Annotated in this window: 16 protein-coding genes; 6 read left to right on the plus strand and 10 right to left on the minus strand. The window is 49.9% G+C overall.

What is annotated here, in order from left to right:
• The first annotated feature begins 10 nt into the window (after nucleotides 1–10).
• Nucleotides 11–850 carry a pantoate--beta-alanine ligase gene (panC, locus tag ACJ8W9_RS12475; protein WP_411361206.1) on the plus strand — a complete coding sequence of 280 codons (840 nt, stop codon included), beginning with the start codon at nucleotides 11–13 and terminating at the stop codon, nucleotides 848–850.
• On the opposite strand, the gene panP is transcribed toward panC, so the two are convergent.
• From panP to mpl, 6 genes are read right to left on the minus strand one after another with little or no spacing between them, the layout of a single operon-like run.
• Nucleotides 851–2,503 (minus strand): pyridoxal-dependent aspartate 1-decarboxylase PanP, encoded by a 1,653-nt coding sequence (gene panP, locus ACJ8W9_RS12480; RefSeq protein WP_411360073.1) that lies wholly within the window; start codon nucleotides 2,501–2,503, stop codon nucleotides 851–853.
• 29 nt (nucleotides 2,504–2,532) lie between these two features.
• A complete protein-coding gene (gene trmB / locus ACJ8W9_RS12485; RefSeq protein WP_411361207.1) occupies nucleotides 2,533–3,240 on the minus strand; it encodes a tRNA (guanine(46)-N(7))-methyltransferase TrmB in 708 nt (235 codons plus the stop codon).
• Complete coding sequence (locus tag ACJ8W9_RS12490; protein WP_411360068.1) at nucleotides 3,237–4,013, minus strand: ABC transporter permease; 777 nt, start codon at nucleotides 4,011–4,013, stop codon at nucleotides 3,237–3,239. The genes trmB and ACJ8W9_RS12490 overlap by 4 nt, the downstream gene beginning before the upstream one ends.
• A gap of 4 nt (nucleotides 4,014–4,017) precedes the next feature.
• The gene (locus tag ACJ8W9_RS12495) at nucleotides 4,018–4,962 is read right to left on the minus strand and encodes an ABC transporter ATP-binding protein (protein ID WP_411360065.1); all 945 of its coding nucleotides are present in this window, start codon (nucleotides 4,960–4,962) and stop codon (nucleotides 4,018–4,020) included.
• Between the two features lie 6 nt (nucleotides 4,963–4,968).
• Nucleotides 4,969–5,589 (minus strand): flavin prenyltransferase UbiX, encoded by a 621-nt coding sequence (locus ACJ8W9_RS12500; protein ID WP_411360063.1) that lies wholly within the window; start codon nucleotides 5,587–5,589, stop codon nucleotides 4,969–4,971.
• Nucleotides 5,586–6,932 carry a UDP-N-acetylmuramate:L-alanyl-gamma-D-glutamyl-meso-diaminopimelate ligase gene (gene mpl, locus ACJ8W9_RS12505; protein WP_411361208.1) on the minus strand — a complete coding sequence of 449 codons (1,347 nt, stop codon included), beginning with the start codon at nucleotides 6,930–6,932 and terminating at the stop codon, nucleotides 5,586–5,588. Before mpl ends, ACJ8W9_RS12500 begins: the two co-directional genes overlap by 4 nt.
• 139 nt (nucleotides 6,933–7,071) lie before the next feature.
• Here mpl and ACJ8W9_RS12510 point away from each other — a divergent pair, with 139 nt between their 5' ends.
• The 5 genes from ACJ8W9_RS12510 to ACJ8W9_RS12530 are packed head-to-tail and all read left to right on the plus strand — an operon-like array spanning nucleotide 7,072 to nucleotide 11,099.
• A complete protein-coding gene (locus ACJ8W9_RS12510; protein WP_411361209.1) occupies nucleotides 7,072–8,064 on the plus strand; it encodes a class 1 fructose-bisphosphatase in 993 nt (330 codons plus the stop codon).
• A gap of 51 nt (nucleotides 8,065–8,115) precedes the next feature.
• Nucleotides 8,116–8,646, plus strand: coding sequence for an inorganic diphosphatase (gene ppa / locus ACJ8W9_RS12515; protein WP_411360060.1), 531 nt, complete (start codon nucleotides 8,116–8,118; stop codon nucleotides 8,644–8,646).
• Nucleotides 8,646–9,347, plus strand: a complete 702-nt coding sequence (locus ACJ8W9_RS12520; protein ID WP_411360058.1) for an ABC transporter ATP-binding protein — start codon at nucleotides 8,646–8,648, stop codon at nucleotides 9,345–9,347. The genes ppa and ACJ8W9_RS12520 overlap by 1 nt, the downstream gene beginning before the upstream one ends.
• Complete coding sequence (locus ACJ8W9_RS12525; RefSeq protein ID WP_411361210.1) at nucleotides 9,340–10,614, plus strand: ABC transporter permease; 1,275 nt, start codon at nucleotides 9,340–9,342, stop codon at nucleotides 10,612–10,614. The genes ACJ8W9_RS12520 and ACJ8W9_RS12525 overlap by 8 nt, the downstream gene beginning before the upstream one ends.
• Nucleotides 10,611–11,099: a DUF3299 domain-containing protein gene (locus tag ACJ8W9_RS12530; protein ID WP_411360054.1), complete on the plus strand. Its 489-nt coding sequence runs from the start codon at nucleotides 10,611–10,613 to the stop codon at nucleotides 11,097–11,099. The genes ACJ8W9_RS12525 and ACJ8W9_RS12530 overlap by 4 nt, the downstream gene beginning before the upstream one ends.
• A 31-nt stretch (nucleotides 11,100–11,130) precedes the next feature.
• On the opposite strand, the gene ACJ8W9_RS12535 is transcribed toward ACJ8W9_RS12530, so the two are convergent.
• The 4 genes from ACJ8W9_RS12535 to ACJ8W9_RS12550 all read right to left on the minus strand — a co-directional run bounded on the left by ACJ8W9_RS12535 (nucleotide 11,131) and on the right by ACJ8W9_RS12550 (nucleotide 15,258).
• Nucleotides 11,131–11,880, minus strand: a complete 750-nt coding sequence (locus ACJ8W9_RS12535) for a TIGR04219 family outer membrane beta-barrel protein (protein WP_411361211.1) — start codon at nucleotides 11,878–11,880, stop codon at nucleotides 11,131–11,133.
• Nucleotides 11,881–11,893: 13 nt separating this feature from the next.
• Entirely contained in the window at nucleotides 11,894–12,322 is a 429-nt protein-coding gene (locus tag ACJ8W9_RS12540) for a copper chaperone PCu(A)C (protein WP_411360051.1), read from the minus strand.
• A gap of 42 nt (nucleotides 12,323–12,364) precedes the next feature.
• On the minus strand, nucleotides 12,365–12,676 hold the full coding sequence (locus ACJ8W9_RS12545; protein ID WP_411360050.1) for a hypothetical protein: 312 nt from the start codon (nucleotides 12,674–12,676) through the stop codon (nucleotides 12,365–12,367).
• Nucleotides 12,677–12,846: 170 nt separating this feature from the next.
• Entirely contained in the window at nucleotides 12,847–15,258 is a 2,412-nt protein-coding gene (locus tag ACJ8W9_RS12550; protein WP_411360048.1) for a TonB-dependent receptor plug domain-containing protein, read from the minus strand.
• Nucleotides 15,259–15,523: the final 265 nt, after the last annotated feature.

The following is a 15,523-nucleotide window of genomic DNA, read 5'->3' on the forward strand; positions in this document are numbered from 1 at the left end:
AACGACTACGATGCGTGTATTGAAAAGTCTCGAGGAACTGCGTGCTTGGCGCGCACAGGTTGACGCAACCGTCGCCTTGGTGCCAACCATGGGCAACTTGCATGAGGGTCATTTAAGGCTAGTTGACCTAGCGCAACAACACGCCGAACACGTCGTCGTCAGTATTTTTGTCAACCCCATGCAGTTCGGTGCCAATGAGGATTTCGATAGTTACCCACGTACGCTTGATGCGGATTGCGCGTTATTGGCAGAACGCGGTGCCAGTGCTGTGTTCGCACCACAGGTCAGTGACGTTTATCCGCGCGGTTTAGCCGAACAAACCTACATTGAAGTACCCGGAATTTCCGACATTCTCTGCGGCGCCAGCCGCCCAGGCCACTTCCGTGGCGTGGCGACTATCGTTGCTAAACTATTCAATATGATCCAGCCCCAAGTCGCGATATTCGGGCAAAAAGACTATCAGCAGTTGCAAGTGATACGGTTGATGACGCGCGATCTGAGTTTACCGGTAGAAGTGATTGGAATGCCAACTGAACGCGCTGAAGATGGTTTAGCACTGAGCTCACGCAACGGTTATTTGAGTGCAGCAGAACGCGCACAAGCGCCAGAACTATATGCCACCATGGAGCAGCTAAAAAACGCAGTACAACAGGGTGAGGCTGCGACAACGGCAGTGTCAGCGGCTGCAGCTCGCTTAACTGCAACTGGATTTCAGATCGACTATCTGGAATTGCGCCGGCAGGCAGATTTGCAACCCGCGACTGACGGGGATGCTGACTTAGTGATTCTGGTCGCGGCGTTCTTGGGGCGCACCCGGCTAATTGATAACCTCACCTTTACGCGCAGCTAATTAGCTGCGCGCCAGCAAGCCTAATTCACGCATTTCGGTGTGTAATGCACCGCGCAGACTCATTGCCTGCGCCGCAATTTCACGTTGCTCTTCGAGCACTTCTTGCAGCATTTCCACCGTTGTTAGCGGGTTGGCCAACACCACGCGAAAGACCACCGTTGGTTCGCGATGATGCTGTGCAGGATTCAGCTTGGTACGTGATACAAATGAGCGCCCCGTTTCCCGTTGGCGCTTCTGAATAAATCGCGTAATGGCATTCAAGTGTGGGGTTAAGCGTTTCACTTGCTCCGGATTCGCTTGCGCCAGCGCTACTTTTACTTGTTGCGGTACAAAGCGATAGGTTAGCAAACAAAGTTCTGGCGCCGTCACTAGCTCAAAGTCGTCTTGCGCAGCGATCAAATCAGCAAATTGCTTCGCTTTATCGATACTTTTGTCGATCAGGAGTTCATAGCCGCGCCGCCCCATTACGTGCAACGCGGAATAGACCAGCATTGCCATGCCCGGCCGCGAGCCTTCCATGGTGTGCGCACCTAAGTCCTTGGAGCCATGGCGGATGACGTATTCGGCGTGGTGCTCAATCGCACGTACCATGCTCGGATCGCGAAACAGCACCATGCCAGCACCCATTGGCACATACATCTGCTTGTGTGCGTCAATGGTCACACTGTCGGCGCGTTCGACACCATCGAGTAAATGGCGATATTTATCAGACATCAGCGTCGCGCCACCCCAGGCGGCATCCACATGAAAATGTGCGCCAATCTCGGCCGCATAGTCAGCTAGCTCACTCAAGGGATCAATGTGGCCGGTTTCTGTGGTACCTCCAACCCCAACAATGGCGAGCACGCGACCGTCATCGGCAGCGACTTTCTCACACGCCTCACGGAGCTTATCAATACGGATGCGATTGCGATCGTCTGTCGGCACCCCAATTAAGTTCTGGCGGCCAATACCTAATACATCTGCAGCTTTGGAGAGCGAATAATGACCGCGCTCCGACACCATGATGGTTAAGCGCTTATAACCATAATGCTGTAAGCCAGCAGCTAAGCCTTCAGCCGCGACGCCGGCGAAGCCTTGGGTTGGTTTGAGTAATAAATTGCGCGCGACCCAAAGTGCCGTAATGTTGGCAACGGTACCGCCAGAGCACATTGCTCCTAAGGAGTGCTGCGCGCTGTGCATCCAACGCTGATAGAAGTTAGCATCTTGCTGATACACTAAATGGTGCAGCATACCCAAGACATTGCGTTCCAGCGGCGTAAAGGCTTTAGAAGTCTCAATTTTTACAAGGTTTTGATTCAGCCCCACCATCAATTTCGCTAACGGCAGTAAAAAATATGGGAGCGCCGAAGTCATATGGCCAATAAAGCGTGGTGACGATGTGTGCACTGAGTGCGCCACTAGGTTATTGAGCAAGAATTCGGTGTGATCCGACACATAACGCGGTTGTTCCGGCACTTCACTGGCAGCAAAATTGTGCTCAATTTCATGCAGAGGCTTTTCACGCGCAACAATGTGGTCACCAAGAAAACCCATCAGGTTCTCGGATAAGTCCTTTTCGATTTTACCTAACGTGGAGTCTGGTGCTTCAGGCAAAGTAAAGATTTTAAGCAATGCCTCTTCACTTACCTCGGCAAAAACTTGTTCGCTCAAGCGCTGTCCCTTCTGAAAAATTGAACTCGTTATTCTGCCTCGATCGCTGAAAAATAGCGACCGTCTTCGGGTAGCTTAGCAGTCAGTTCCCAAAGTTGCTGACCACTGCGCTGGTATTTACGTTCAAACGGCGTGATCGGTTCGTGTTTGGCTAATAACGGCTGTAGAGTTGCTTGGCAATGCACCAAGGCTAGACTACTCGCGACCTCGGTCAGGTAGGTTACCCAATTGGAACGCATGACCAGTTCACCGCCGAGCCCGATCACATAGGGCCAGACCGGACTGCCATGCCAACGCCGACTCAAATGCGCCGCTTTCGGCCAGGGGTTTGGATAAAGAATCGAATGTTTACTCAATTGCCAATGATGCTCAACTGCCAAGCGCCAGAAATCTTGCAAGTCAGCACGCACCAGCAGATACCGCTGCCCTGCTGCGGATGTTTGATAATGCGCATGGCGCTGCAATCGATGCGCCGATTTGTCCACCCCGATCACTAATGCTTCCGGATGCTGTTGCGCCAGCCAAGCGGTGCTCTCACCGACGCCGCAACAAGAATCGAGAATGATCGGCCCCTGCCACTCGGTAACTGCCTGATGTGCTTGCATAAAGGCTTCACGATTGTGTGCTTGAATCGGCTTTTTAAAGGGAGCACGCAAGTGCCGCATCACCACCGCAGTTAAATCTTCGTGATTACCGTGCTGATTGGTGGTGACCGGTCGTGATAACTTCTCGGTCACGAACGAATCCCCACTCCGCGCTGCAACAAGGTGTACGCAGTAATGAAAAACGCTACATTAAACACCACTATGACCGCCAAAGCGGCGCTGATGTTAACGTCTGAGACACCCAAGAAGCCATAGCGGAACGCATTCACCATATAAAGAATGGGGTTGAAGCGCGCAATGGTTTCCCAAACACCTGGCAACAGGGTCACACTAAAGAATACCCCACCTAAATAGGTCAAAGGCGTCAACACGAAGGTTGGGACAATCGAAATGTCATCGAAAGTTTTCGCATACACGGCATTAATCAAGCCGGCCAATGAAAACAGTGTCGAGGTTAAAACAACCGTAAGGACTAAGATACCTAAATGGTTAATACTGACGTTGTCGACGAAATAAAACGACACTAAGGTGACAATCACCGCGACAATGAGTGCGCGAGCCAAACCACCGCCCACATACCCTGCAATAATCACCGAGGTTGATACCGGCGCCACGAGCATCTCTTCGATATTGCGTTGAAATTTTGCACTAAAGAAGGACGAGGCAACGTTCGAGTAGGAGTTGGTGATGATCGACATCATGATCAGGCCCGGTACGATAAATTCCATGTAGGGGCGGCCACTCATGTCACCAATACGTTCGCCGACAATGCTACCGAAAATAATAAAGTACAAAGTCATGGTGATTGCAGGTGGAACCAGAGTTTGAATCCAAATCCGCAAAAACCGCGTGCACTCTTTTATCCAAATTGTTTTTAACGCAACCAAATTATAAGCGGATGCCATAGGTTTAAGCTCCTGCTGCAGATTTGTTACTACGACCGCGTTCAACGAGGTCCACAAATAGTTCTTCGAGGCGGTTGGCTTTATTGCGCATCGACAGCACTTTGATCTGCTGTGCACTCAACTGGTCAAACACTTTGTTCAGCCCTTGTGATTTCTCCACATCCACTTCAATGGTGTGGTCGTCAATTTGTCGCATGGTAAAACCTTCAAGCTGTGGCTGAACCGCCTGCTCGTCCTCGCCACTCAAATCGAGAATGAAGGTTTCGCGATTCAAGGTTGCCAATAGACGTTTAATTGAGGTGTTCTCAACAATTTCACCGTGATCGATAATGGCGATATTGCGGCACAAGGTCTCCGCCTCTTCCAAATAGTGAGTAGTCAAAATGATGGTAATACCTTGTTTGTTGATCTCTTCCAGGTAATCCCACATGCTGCGCCGCAATTCGATATCAACACCGGCGGTTGGCTCATCAAGAATTAAAAGTTTTGGCTCATGTAACAAGGCGCGCGCAATCATGAGTCGCCGTTTCATGCCACCTGAGAGCATCCGCGCAGCGTTATTGCGTTTATCCCAAAGGCCTAGTTGCTTTAAGTAGTGTTCAGCGCGCTCATGGGCGACTTGGCGTGGTACGCCATAATAGCCAGCTTGGTTGACCACGATCTGACGCACGGTCTCAAACTGATTGAAATTGAATTCTTGTGGGACTAAACCGATTTGACGTTTTAAGTCGACCAGTTGGGTATCAAGATCGTACCCAAAAACCGAAACCGAGCCTGACGTTTTGTTCACCAGTGATGAGATGATTCCTATAGTGGTTGATTTACCCGCACCATTAGGCCCTAGCAGGGCAAAAAAATCGCCTTCTTCGACTTCTAAATGAATGCCTTTTAGCGCTTCGAAGCCACCTTTGTAGGTTTTGCGCAAATCTTGAATCGATAATGCTTTCATCGCGTTTTACGACTCCTTTTTGTAGCCCCAACGTGGCTGCAAGTTTTGTTCTAGTTGCAAATGGTCGAGAATGCGAGCGACCACAAAATCTACCAAATCATCAATAGTTTTCGGCTCGTGGTAAAAGCCCGGTGCTGCCGGCATAATAGTCGCGCCAAGCCGCGCCAGCTTGAGCATGTTTTCCAAATGGATTGCTGACAATGGCATTTCACGCGGTACCAAAATAAGTTGCCCGCGTTCCTTTAACACCACATCAGCAGCGCGCTCGATAAGATTGTCACTGGCGCCCATCGCTATGGCTGATAAAGTGCCAGTCGAGCATGGGCAAACGATCATACGCGCCGGTGCAGCTGAGCCTGATGCTACGGGTGAGAACCACTCCTCTTTACCGTACACCTTGAGCTGCTCAGCACTCACCTTAAAATGCGTTTGCAAAGCCTCGGCCATTGCCTGTGGGGCGGCCGGTAACTGCCAAGCTAATTCTGTCGCAAAGACGACACGTGCAGCACTGGACATCAGTAAATGCACTTGTTGCTGCTGTGCGAGCAGGCATTCTAACAAACGCACGGCGTAAGGTGCACCCGAAGCTCCAGTAATTGCTAAAGTAATTGCTTGCGAACGATTCATGAAGCCTCCTCGACGAGTGCGGCGAGCAGCTTTTGATGCAAGCCACCGAAGCCGCCGTTGCTCATTAATAAGACATGGTCACCAGGTTCTACACTACGCAGTAACACTGCTAAGAGTTCATCTACGCTATGGGTGATGGTGGCTGTAGGGACAAAATCAGCCAGCTGCCACTGTAGCCCTTCTGGTTGCAGCAGCATCACTTGATCTGCAGCGCTCAAAGCGGCCTCGAGCTGGTCCGCATGGATACCGCGCTTCATGGTATTGGAGCGCGGCTCTAGTACGGCAATAATACGTCCAGTACCGACTTTTGCGCGCAGGCCCGCAAGTGTCGTGGTAATCGCGGTTGGGTGATGGGCAAAATCATCGTAAATAGAAATGCCACGCGGTGTCCCTAACAATTCTAGGCGGCGCTTAGTATTTTTAAACTGCTGCAAAGCTTCTGCGGCAACCGCCAGTGGCACTCCCACATGATAAGCCGCGGCCATGGCCATGGTGGCATTGGCGGCGTTGTGCTCGCCAACTAAATCCCAGGTCACCTCGGCAACATAACCGTCATGTTGCACGCTAAATGAACTCGCGTCGGCTGTGGTCAGTTGATATTGCCAGTCGCCTTGCTCTCCCAAAGTGCGAATTTCGCTCCAACAACCTTGTGCTATAACCTCTTGCAGATTGTCATCATGGGTAGGATAAATCACTTGCCCATTCCCCGGAACGATCCGTAATAAGTGGTGAAACTGTTTTTGAATCGCCGCCAGGTCGGCGAATATGTCGGCGTGATCAAATTCCAGATTATTAAGCACTAAGGTCGAGGGTTGGTAATGCACAAACTTAGAGCGCTTATCGAAAAAAGCAGTGTCATACTCGTCAGCTTCAATCACGAAGAAATCACTATTGCCAAGCTGTGCCGAGCAACCAAAGTTACTTAACACGCCACCGACTAAAAAGCCCGGCTGATAATCGGCGTACTGCAAAATCCACGTCAACATACTTGCAGTGGTGGTCTTGCCGTGGGTGCCAGCAACTGCCAGCACCCATTTATCTTGCAAAAGCGCATCGTGCAGCCATTGTGCTCCTGAACGATAAGGAATACGACGATTGAGCACTGCTTCAACTGCGGGGTTGCCACGACTTAAGACGTTACCAATAATGACCAAATCAGGCTGCGGCTGGAGCTGTGCTGGGTCATAGCCTTGCACAACCTCGATGCCTAAAGTGGCAAGTTGATCACTCATAGGTGGATAAACTGCGGCATCGCTACCGGTAACGCGATGCCCCATGGCCTTGGCTAAGGCGGCAATGCCTCCCATGAAGGTGCCGCAAATTCCAAGAATGTGAATGTGCATAGAAGCTTCCGAAAATCCAACTAAAAAATTCCGGCTAGTGTAGCATGCACGACAGAATTACGGACATTCTTGCAGGCATTTTACTCAGAATTACGGTAAACTTAGCCGCGTTTTCTGCCGCATTCGAACTGGGGACGTTATGCAACGCTTGATTCCAACCTTACGCCGTGATCACGTCGAAGAAGGTCTTATTTCTGTTATCAACACTCTGCAAATTTGCGCAAAGGAAATCTCATTTCGCTTGCACCAAGGCGAACTTGCTGGAGTGCTTGGTTCTACGCTTGATGAAAACATTCAAGGTGAAACCCAGAAAAAGCTCGATGTGCTCGCGAATCAGTTGCTTAAAGATATCTTGCTCGAGAATTCACATATTCGGGCCGTCGCTTCAGAAGAAGAAGAGGGCATTGTCGATGGCCATACCACCGGTGACTACCTAGTCGCTTTTGATCCGCTTGATGGCAGTTCGAACATCGATATCAATAGTATGGTGGGTACCATTTTCTCCGTATTACCAGCGCCGAAAGATGATCGCCAAGGCGTCGACTTATTCCTCCAACCAGGCACCAATCAACTGATGGCGGGTTACGTATTATATGGTCCTTCGACCATGCTGGTATTCACCACGGGTAACGGTGTACGAGTATTTACGCTCGATCAAAAAGTGGGCGAGTTCTTACTCACTGACGAAGACCTTGAGATTCCGGCAGATACCTGTGAATTTGCCATCAACATGTCGAACTATCGCCACTGGCAACCACAGATGCGCGCCTATATTGATCACTTGCTTGCAGGTGATACTGGACCGCGCTGCAAAAACTTCAATATGCGTTGGATTGCCGCCATGGTGGCAGATGTCCACCGCGTACTTTGCCGTGGCGGTTTGTTCACCTATCCATGGGATTGTCGCATGCCGAACAAACCTTACAAATTACGTCTCATGTACGAGGGCAACCCGATGGCGTGGTTGGTCGAACAAGCAGGCGGAGTGGCCCATACCGGCGAACAGCGCATCCTTGATATTGAGCCAACTGACATTCATCAGCGTATCGGCGTTATCTTAGGTTCTGCGAATGAAGTAAATACATGCCTTGAATACCTGCAAGGCTCGCAATCAGCGGCGACAGACGTATAATAAGCGGTCTAAATTAAAACCTATTTTGTTATCTATCGTATAGGAACCAACATGAGCTTTAATAACGTAAGCGCGGGCAACAATTTGCCAGATGAAGTCAACGTCATCATCGAAATCCCTGCCAACGCAGACCCGATCAAATATGAAGTTGATAAAGAAACCGGCACACTGTGGGTGGACCGTTTTATGTCTACCCCAATGTTCTATCCGTGCAACTACGGTTTTGTGAACGACACCTTGTCACTTGACGGTGACCCGGTAGATGTTTTGGTGCCTACACCTTATCCATTGCAAGCTGGTTGCGTTATCAAATGTCGCCCGGTAGGCGTGCTGAAGATGACTGACGAATCAGGTGAAGATGCGAAGGTCATCGCTGTGCCAGTGAGTAAACTCAGCAAAGAATATGACCACATCCAAGATATCAATGATGTGCCAGAGCTGCTGCGTGCTCAAATCTCGCATTTCTTTGAGCGTTATAAAGAGCTCGAGAAAGGTAAATGGGTAAAAGTTGAAGGCTGGGGCGATATCAACGATGCCAAACAAGAGCTTGTGTCTTCGTTTGAGCGCGCGCAGAAGAAATAATGACGACGAGCACCTGTGTCGAACTCAAGCAGCTTGAGTTTCGCTGGCCGGGTGCTCAGTCCGCTCTGCTGAGCATCCCAGAGCTTACCTTAGCGCGCGGTGAACGCGTTATTCTGCGTGGTGCCAGCGGTAGCGGCAAATCAACGCTGCTGAGTTTGATAGCCGGTATCCACACCGTGGGGCCGGGACAAGTCCAAGTGCTCGGACATGATCTTGCCCAACTGAGCCAGCACCAGCGCGATCGTTTGCGCGCCAACGAAATTGGCTATATTTTCCAGCAGTTCAATTTACTCCCTTATTTATCGGCTGTTGCCAACGTCACCATGGCCTGTCAATTTGCCCCAGCAAGACGCGCGAGATTAGCTGATGTAGATCGGGAAGCGAGTGCTCGCCAGCTGCTAACAAGATTAGGTCTCACCGATACCCAACAACAGCAACCGGCGCAGCAACTGAGTGTCGGCCAACAACAACGTGTAGCGGCAGCCCGCGCATTATTGGGGTCGCCTGCGCTTATTATTGCTGACGAGCCGACTTCAGCGTTAGATCAAGGCCATCGTGATGAGTTCATCAAGTTACTTTTTGAGGCCTGCGATGCACAACAAACGACTTTGTTGTTTGTCACTCACGACGCAACATTAGTGCCACTATTCCCCCGCGCTATCGAGCTTGATGAGATCAATCAGGCGGTGACCAATGTTTAAGTTAGCGTGGGCAAGCTTATGGAACCGCCGTGGCAGTGTGTGGTTAACTGTCATCGCCATTGCCGTAAGCACATTGTTATTGCTTGGGGTCGAGCGCATTCGGGTTCAGACCCAGGATAACTTCGCCAATACTATTTCAGGTACCGATTTGATCGTAGGTGCCCGCACCGGCTCGACCGAATTGTTACTTAGCAGCGTGTTTCATATCGGTAACTTATCCAACACCATGAGCTGGCAAAGCTACACCTATTTACAAGAGTTGCCCGGCGTTGCCTGGCATATTCCGATGGCTATGGGTGATAGCGTACAAGGGTTTCCCGTTATCGCCACCAACGACAGCTTGTTTGACTATTTTCGCTACGGCAATAAACGACCACTTGAGTTTGCCACTGGCCACAATTTTGCCGCGGCCAGCGAGGTAACCGTTGCAGTACTCGGCGCTGAAGCAGCGAGCGAACTTGGCTTGGGCGTTGCCGATGATTTAGTGATCGCACATGGCACAGGTGAAATCAGCTTTAGTAACCATGACGCTCATCCATTTAAAGTTGTGGGCGTGCTGGCAGCGACTGGGACCCCTATCGATCGTGGCGTATTTATTCCGCTTGCCGGTCAGGGCTTGGTGCATGGGGACTACTTACCTGCAGACGAACATGGGCATGACGACAGCCACGAACATGAACATGAGCACGGGCATGCTCATAACGAACCGCCGGTTTACACCCTAAGCGCGGTGTTGCTTGGCCTTGAGAACCCTGCGCTCGCCTTGCGTCTACAACGCACCGTGAATACTTATAAAGATGAAGCGCTTTCCGCCATCATGCCTGGTTTAGCCTTGCAGAACTTCTGGCGCACTCTAAGCCTATTCGAACGCGCACTTGTTACCATTTCAGGTCTAGTTGTGGTAACCGGCTTACTAGGTATGTTAACGACTCTGTTAGCGAGCTTACGTGAACGCCGTCGCGAAATGGCGGTCTTAAGAGCTATAGGCGCAGGACCTGTTACCATTCTCGGCTTGCTGGTATTTGAAGCTTTACTGGTTACCCTAGGCGGGACCTTACTCGGCACCCTCGGTCTCTACGCAGTGTTGTTGTTTGGAGCCGATGTGTTGCAAGCAACCTTAGGTATTCAGGTGACCGCAAGCCTGCTAACAACGCGCGAATTGACCTTGTTAGGCGCAATTATCGCGGCGGCAATTCTTTTAAGTTTATATCCAGCGTGGCGCGCTTATCGCAATGCGCTTGCTGACGGACTAACGGTGAAAATATGAAGTGGTTAGGAATAATTTTGTTTGCTATCACGGGCTTGGTTTTGAGTGCAGCGGTCCCTGCGCAAGACGCTACCGAGATAGAATGGAAGGACCTCGTGCCGGAAGGCTACACACCGCCACCAGTACGGAGTCAGGCTTATTACGACATGAACCCAGAAGCCATGGGGCAGCCCGAACTCAATGCGCCAGTCGTCGAAGCCTTAGATGGCAAAAAAGTACGGATTCCTGGCTTTGTTGTGCAACTCCAAGCAGAAGACAGCAAAGTGATCGAGTTCCTCTTAGTTCCCTACGAGGGAGCCTGCATTCACGTACCGCCACCACCACCAAACCAGGTTGTTTTGGTGCGCTTTGCTGACGGTTACCCGATCCGCCAAGCCTTTAATCCAGTTTGGGTGGAAGGCACCATCAAAGTTGAACGTGCTGATGGTGATTTAGCTGTGGTCGCTTATCAAATGGACGCGGTTGAAGTGACACCTTACATGTAAGCAATGAGAAACGCGCCCGAAGGCGCGTTTTTTAGAAGTGAAACTCGACACCTAAGAATGGACCTGAATATTCTAGGTCCGTATAAACTTCATCAAGATCATCTAATTCAATATTGAATACGCGATAGCCGAGCTGCAAGTTGACATCAACCGCAAGGTTTTCGATCGGTCGATATTCGATACCAAACTCGTAATCCTCGATTTTCGAATCAGCAATGCTAATCGCATTAGCGAGACCAAAAACTGTCAGCTGCGTCGCCGGAATCCCGATTCTTACTTGACTGTACAAGGTTGGAATCCAACCATCCGTATCCGCCGCCTGCAACGAGTTTTGATTGCGCAGCTCAACAATTCCCTCGACGCGCTTTGCCGTTGCACCTAAATCGAAAGTCAGCAGGTCGTTATCAAACAGCTCGTAATACAAAGTGTAATCGGTGTGGCTGAAGTCAGCGGTATAGTTCAGTGAAGTATTGGCCGCATAGCTACTACCAAAAAACTCAAAACTTTCAGTAAGCACTTGGCTACCATCGTTACGCAATTGATTGTAACGAACTTTAGCATTCGGAATCAAGGGGATAGGATGTTCAAAGGCGATGAAATAACTCTGCTGTTGTTCATCGCTAAACGCAAAGTTTGGATTGTTGCTGTTGGAGCCGAAGCTGCCTTCGGTTTCTGCTTGCCAGATTTGTGCACCGGTGTAGACGCCAAACACGGTATCCGCGCTTACTGGAGCAGCAAATACTGCCGCACTTAACAGCGCAGCAATCGATAACTTATTCATTGGCTTTTCCCTATTATTTAATCGGGCGCACTTCGGCTACGACATCTTGTGCTGGTGCGCCTTCAAATTGTAACTGAAAAGCCACTTGCTCTCCGACTCTAAACGGATTTTTTACACCAAAGAACATGACGTGGTAACTGCCCGGCTGAAACGTGACCGTTTCACCAGCAGCGATCGCTAATCTAGGCACCCGTTGCATACGCATCATGCCCTCGTCATTCATGGTGTGAGTGTGAATTTCTGCGGCGCGCGATACCTCGGTTGTAACACCAACCAAGGTCACTTCTGTTTTACCTTCGTTGGTTAACACCACATAGCCTGCGCCATTTTCAGTACCAGGGATTGTTGGTTTAACCCATGCGTCTGATACTTTCACGTCAGCTGCGTGCGCACTCGTCATGATTAACAGTGCGCTTGTTAAAAGAATGCTCCATTTATTCATTGGTTACTGCACCTTTATCTAGGACTAATTACGCTCCCTAGTTTACACAGCTTTTGGGCGTTTTCGCACCAGTAAATAAATAATTCCGAATAGCAATAGATAAGGCCACAACCAGCTAAATAGCACCGCTACTAGCGCGACTGCCGCAACGACCATGGCGACAGCAATGCTACCACCAACAGCTACCACCAAGGCAAAGGCCCCCAGCACTACAGCTATCATGACCAAGCCGGTTATTCCGATGCTAACGATTAATCCTATAACAGCACCTATTAGGCCCAGCACTTCGTCACCAAATAGAGCAAGCGCAATAATACCTGCCAAAACCCATAACCATGTTGATTGCTTTTTCATCTTTGTCCTCACTATCAACTTATACGATGTTGTTTGATAAGAGTGATGCAGATATCGTGCCAATTAATTTTACCATTTAAAAACATTGGGTTATATTTTATAAGGCAGCATAAGACATAAAAAAACCGCCACAATGTGGCGGTTTTTACTAAGTGCGGCAGTTCGCTTTACTAGAAGCGATAAGTCACTTCTGCGTAATAGTAACCGCCATTGAAGCCAAACGGCGCATTGGTGTTTGGATACATGAAGATGCCGTTAAACTGGTTCTCTGGCCGCTGCTTGTCTGGGTATTCATCAAACAAGTTCTGCACACCCGCACTCAGTGATAGTTGGTCGGTTAACAGATAGCGCGCAGAAATATCGGCCACCCACTTAGCGCCAAACTCAGTACGCACGCCCTGTGAGTTCTCTAGCACATAGTCGCCGAAATAATTAAAGGCAACACGGGTTTCAAGATCGCCGAGATCATGCGTAAACGAGAGACTGCCGCTATTGCGTGGCACCGAGCGTGTCATACGCGTACGCTCAACACCGTCGAATAGGTTCTGTTCCAGCCCGTCGAGCAATGCAGGTAGGTTTACATCGTCAATCTCGGTTTTATTGTAACCATAAGCTAGTTGCGCACGCAGTGAACCCCACTCATCCAGCTGGTAGGTTTGCGCAGCGACCACGTCTACGCCACGACTCGTGGTATCAACAGCATTGACAAAGAAACGTGCGTTGTCTGCGCCGCTCGCTGCCAAGGCTGCCGCGACCGCAGGAGAATCGTCAGGGCTCACGTCACCCGATAGGATGATGCGATCATCAATGGCAATTTGGAAGGCATCGATGGTCAGCGTGAAGCCATCGTAGCTGTTGTAAACTAAGCCAGCACTAAAACTTTGCGATTCTTCTGGATCTAAACCTTCAATACCCAGTTCCTGTGCGACGGGGCTGATGTTATTGAAAGTACCGCTTTGCTCTGGCTGCAAGCCATCACCACGATCAACAAACAAGGTCGAGATGTTAGAGAAATACAACTGTTGCACGCTTGGCGCTCGGAAACCGGTATTAGCAGTTGCCCGCAATGCCCATTGGTCATTGAAGTCATAGCGACCAGACACCTTCCAACTGGTATTGCTACCGAAGTCCGAGTAGTCTTCGTAACGCACTGCTGCGCCCCACTGGAAATCAGGGGTGAGCATATTCTCAACTTCTACATAGATACCAGTGTTATCGCGCGATTGGTCGACTTCCGACTCAGGTTTGAAGCCAGTGAAGCCTTGGCTGCCTGCAGCACGACCGTCATAGCCGCCGTCAATGTAGGATGCTTCTTCACCGGCACCGATTGCATAGGTGTTTTCACGATAGCTAACACCAAATGCGACGGCCAAGTCAGAGTTATTCACAAACGGGATAAAACGGGAGAAATCCACAGTTGCATTGACTTCATCGTTACTCAAGGTACCAGCATCAAACTCAGTTTGTGAGCTAGGCCCAATAGAGGCGTTAAGAGAATTTTCAAGGCGGTATTGGAATTCACTTTCGCCGTAACCTGCGCTAGCATCGACGCTCCACTCACCCAGCATAAAACGATAGCCGGCGTAAACTGAGCTATCTTGTGTATCTGGGCTTAACAGTGGCAAGAAGCCATCTGGGTAAATTTCCGGAATATTGCGGCTGTCTAGTGCACGACGGTAGAATGCACCTGATTGTGAGGTGCGATCGCTCACGCCACCAAAGGCATAGAGTTCGCCTTCACCTACAGTTACTGCAGAGTTAAAGAACACTGATTTATTTTCAAACTCAGCATCACCGACATGGTGGCTAAGACGATCAAAAGTTGCTTCACGTGGATCTAATTCACCATCTACCAAAGGATATTGTTGGCGTGGGTCCAGACCAGCACGATTGGTTTTGTTCTTATGGTGGTATTCAGCTGCAACAGTGAAGAAACCGTCAGCGCCAAACTCAAAGCCAACATTGCCGTGTACTTTGTACTGTTCGCCGTCACCTTCATAGGTTTGTCCACTGTTAGCGGTAATTGAACCGCCTTCACGTTGGTCTTTTAATACGATGTTGATAACACCGGCAATCGCATCAGAGCCGTACAAGGCTGCAGCACCATCGCGCAGCACTTCGATGCGTTTGATGGCAGAAATAGGAATGGCGTTTAAGTCAACGTTCGAACTACCGCGACCTGTGGTGCCGTTTAAATGCACCAAGGCGCTCATGTGACGACGCTTACCGTTCACCAATACCAACGTGTGATCAGGTGATAAACCGCGCAATGATGCCGGACGCACGGCGTCAGATCCATCGGTGATAGATGAAGTAGGGAAGTTAAAACTTGGTACAGCATATTGCAGTGCGCGTGCTGTTTCGGTAATACCACTGGCAGCTAGTTCATCACCCGAAATAACATCAACTGGAGCGGTACCATCCGTCGCAGTGCGCATTTCTAAGCGCGAGCCAATGACCTGAATCCGCTCTTCTGCTTCGACTTCTGAGTTCTCATCTTGAGCGAACGCCGGGGCTACGGTGGCGCTCAACGGAAGTGTGCCAACCCCTATCATTGCAAGTAAAACTTGATTCTTCTTCATAGCTACCTCGACTTGTTTATTACAGCTTATAGTCAGTTAAGGATAGCAATAGATCAGAATTTCAGTTAGTTGACTTTAGTCTAAGGTAGATCTGAAGAGCTGTTATTCGGTATTCGTACGCTACGCTGTTCGTGATTCGTACGCTACGCTGTTCGAACAGCGAGCACCGCGAGCGCACGAACAGTGAGGCTTGCCGAACGTACGAACGACGAACCCCGCAGTCGTTCGTTGGCACAACGAAAAAAGCCCCCAGCGTAAGCTGAGG

It is taken from the genome of Pseudidiomarina salilacus (assembly GCF_047323925.1).
In the GTDB taxonomy this organism is placed as follows: Bacteria; Pseudomonadota; Gammaproteobacteria; order Enterobacterales; family Alteromonadaceae; genus Pseudidiomarina; species Pseudidiomarina salilacus.

What these genes read in the sequence shown, in the direction of transcription:
- panC (WP_411361206.1), top strand. Translation starts at nt 11, where the DNA reads ATGCGTGTATTGAAAAGTCTCGAGGAACTGCGTGCTTGGCGCGCACAG.
- ACJ8W9_RS12490 (WP_411360068.1), bottom strand. Translation starts at nt 4,013, where the DNA reads ATGGCATCCGCTTATAATTTGGTTGCGTTAAAAACAATTTGGATAAAA.
- ACJ8W9_RS12495 (WP_411360065.1), bottom strand. Translation starts at nt 4,962, where the DNA reads ATGAAAGCATTATCGATTCAAGATTTGCGCAAAACCTACAAAGGTGGC.
- ACJ8W9_RS12500 (WP_411360063.1), bottom strand. Translation starts at nt 5,589, where the DNA reads ATGAATCGTTCGCAAGCAATTACTTTAGCAATTACTGGAGCTTCGGGT.
- mpl (WP_411361208.1), bottom strand. Translation starts at nt 6,932, where the DNA reads ATGCACATTCACATTCTTGGAATTTGCGGCACCTTCATGGGAGGCATT.
- ACJ8W9_RS12510 (WP_411361209.1), top strand. Translation starts at nt 7,072, where the DNA reads ATGCAACGCTTGATTCCAACCTTACGCCGTGATCACGTCGAAGAAGGT.
- ppa (WP_411360060.1), top strand. Translation starts at nt 8,116, where the DNA reads ATGAGCTTTAATAACGTAAGCGCGGGCAACAATTTGCCAGATGAAGTC.
- ACJ8W9_RS12520 (WP_411360058.1), top strand. Translation starts at nt 8,646, where the DNA reads ATGACGACGAGCACCTGTGTCGAACTCAAGCAGCTTGAGTTTCGCTGG.
- ACJ8W9_RS12525 (WP_411361210.1), top strand. Translation starts at nt 9,340, where the DNA reads ATGTTTAAGTTAGCGTGGGCAAGCTTATGGAACCGCCGTGGCAGTGTG.
- ACJ8W9_RS12530 (WP_411360054.1), top strand. Translation starts at nt 10,611, where the DNA reads ATGAAGTGGTTAGGAATAATTTTGTTTGCTATCACGGGCTTGGTTTTG.
- ACJ8W9_RS12535 (WP_411361211.1), bottom strand. Translation starts at nt 11,880, where the DNA reads ATGAATAAGTTATCGATTGCTGCGCTGTTAAGTGCGGCAGTATTTGCT.
- ACJ8W9_RS12540 (WP_411360051.1), bottom strand. Translation starts at nt 12,322, where the DNA reads ATGAATAAATGGAGCATTCTTTTAACAAGCGCACTGTTAATCATGACG.
- ACJ8W9_RS12545 (WP_411360050.1), bottom strand. Translation starts at nt 12,676, where the DNA reads ATGAAAAAGCAATCAACATGGTTATGGGTTTTGGCAGGTATTATTGCG.
- ACJ8W9_RS12550 (WP_411360048.1), bottom strand. Translation starts at nt 15,258, where the DNA reads ATGAAGAAGAATCAAGTTTTACTTGCAATGATAGGGGTTGGCACACTT.